Genomic DNA, 2,179 nt, shown 5'->3' on the forward strand with positions numbered 1-2,179 from the left:
GGCGGTATTGCCGCAGGCGTGCGCCGTATCGAAGCCATCACCGGCCTGAACGCACTCAAATGGGCGCAAGATCAAGAACGCTTGGTTAAAGACATTATTGCCGAAACCAAAGCCCAAACCGAAAAAGACGTACTGGCGAAAATTCAAGCAGGCGCGGCACACGCCAAAGCATTGGAAAAAGAATTGGCACGCGCCAAAGCCGAACTCGCCGTCCATGCAGGCGCCAAACTCTTGGACGATGCAAAAGACCTGGGCGCAGCCAAACTCGTTGCTGCCCAAATCGAAGCCGACGCAGCCGCCCTGCGCGAAATCGTGACCGACTTGACCGGTAAATCAGAACAAGCCATCGTATTGCTCGCCGCAGTCAACGACGGCAAAGTTTCCCTGTGCGCAGGCGTATCCAAACCGTTGACTGCCAAAGTCAAAGCAGGCGATCTGGTCAAATTTGCAGCCGAACAAGTCGGCGGCAAAGGCGGCGGCAGACCGGATTTGGCACAGGCAGGCGGCAGCGATGCGGAGAAACTGCCCGCGATGATTGAGAGTGTGAAAGACTGGGTCGGCGCGAAGCTGGCTTGATGTGGAAAGGCCGTCTGAAACGTGTTTTCAGACGGCCTTTGCCAACTATCTAGCCGTAGATTGGGTCTCGATCCAACAGATTTTGTGAAATATAAGAATGTTGGAGCATGCTCCAACCTTATATATCCTATAATCATTATATTTTTAACTCAAAGGATTTGAAATGAAATCTCTTTTGAAAAATCTCAATAAGCTAGAACTGATACTTAACGAATTAGAGGCGCAACCAATTAATCTTAAATTTGATCCATTTGACCCTTTGAGTATTGAATCAGCCATTCAGGAATATAATTATGGTCTTGATTCAATAGCAGGAGATGAAATTAATAATCCAATAATTTCTTCGCTATTAGAGGGACTCAAGGAAAATGCACGTAGTGAAATTATTAGGGAAGCAGCCGAAGCACGACTCAAAAAAGGTGAATAAATGGGATTAGATATTTTTGAAGAAATTAATAATGCTATATTGGACTTGCAATCATCGGAACTGCAAACTTTTGAATGGTCATTAAAAAGGTTAAACGAACTATTAAATGATGAAGTTTTAAAAGTTCACAACGATGAGCTAACAGAAAATTTAAACTTAGAAAAACTTCTAGAAGATAGCTCTAACACAGGTGGTAGTTTTGTTGGTAGCTCAAAATTATTGTTACCAACAGATATGAAAGAAAGATTGGGCTATATTATTTTGCTGGTAAATTGGTTATCTAATGATACCAACGAAGTACTTGATTTTTGCCATCACTATTTCTATAGCGGCAATAAAATTATTGCAGGAATTCATAGCTTTAATAGGCAGGTATTAATACCATTTGCTCGAGATTATAAAAATTACATCACAAGGAAAGGGGCTAATATGGAAGTAAAGAACTCATCAATAGTATCTAATAACGTATTTATAGTGCATGGGAGAGATGATTTATTAAAAGTAGAAGTGGCAAGACTTATTGAAAAACTAGGTTTATCCGCAATAATTCTACATGAGCAACCAAACTCAGGAAAAACTATTATTGAAAAAATTGAAGAATATACGAATGTTGGATTTGGAATTGTTCTATATACACCCTGTGATATTGGTGGTCAAAAGTTAAGTAATTTAGATACCGATTTAAAACCAAGAGCCAGACAAAATGTTGTTTTTGAACATGGTTATCTTATAGGGAAACTAGGAAGAAATAAAGTGTGTGCATTGGTTAAAGAAGAGGTTGAATTTCCATCAGATATTAGTGGTGTCGTATACCAGAAAGTAGATGACGCGGGAGGATGGAAGTTAAAATTAGCTATCGAATTGAAACAAGCAGGATATTCCATTGATCTAAATATACTGTGTTAGCAGCAGTAGGTCGGGCATGAATGCCCGACCTACAAATCCAAGTTTTCCAACTAATCGTCAGTTTTAAATCTTTGTAAGGCCGTCTGAAAACCCAAACCCCGTTTTCAGCAAGCCGTAGCCCGCACCCCTGTCAACCGCGTGCGTGGCTAGACCACACACCCTACCACTGCGGGCGACGCAAACCTTAAGATTGAGGTGTAGGGTGTGTGCGGTACGCACGCACGCGGTTTTTGTTGCTACCGAATGATTCCAAACCATGCCGTAATCCAG

Annotated in this window: 3 protein-coding genes; all 3 read left to right on the forward strand. The window is 41.8% G+C overall.

What is annotated here, in order from left to right; all coding sequences use genetic code 11:
• Positions 1-576 (forward strand): DHHA1 domain-containing protein (locus ACTHS3_RS11790; protein ID WP_440368019.1); only part of this gene is annotated, 576 nt, incomplete at its 5' end.
• Between the two features lie 163 nt (positions 577-739).
• Positions 740-1,003, forward strand: coding sequence for a hypothetical protein (locus ACTHS3_RS11795; RefSeq protein ID WP_049351259.1), 264 nt, complete (start codon positions 740-742; stop codon positions 1,001-1,003).
• Positions 1,004-1,909 carry a TIR domain-containing protein gene (locus ACTHS3_RS11800; protein ID WP_070849820.1) on the forward strand — a complete coding sequence of 302 codons (906 nt, stop codon included), beginning with the start codon at positions 1,004-1,006 and terminating at the stop codon, positions 1,907-1,909.
• Positions 1,910-2,179 lie beyond the last annotated feature (270 nt).

Source organism: Neisseria sp. P0009.S007, from assembly GCF_051962515.1.

What these genes read in the sequence shown, in the direction of transcription:
- ACTHS3_RS11795 (WP_049351259.1), top strand. Translation starts at nt 740, where the DNA reads ATGAAATCTCTTTTGAAAAATCTCAATAAGCTAGAACTGATACTTAAC.
- ACTHS3_RS11800 (WP_070849820.1), top strand. Translation starts at nt 1,004, where the DNA reads ATGGGATTAGATATTTTTGAAGAAATTAATAATGCTATATTGGACTTG.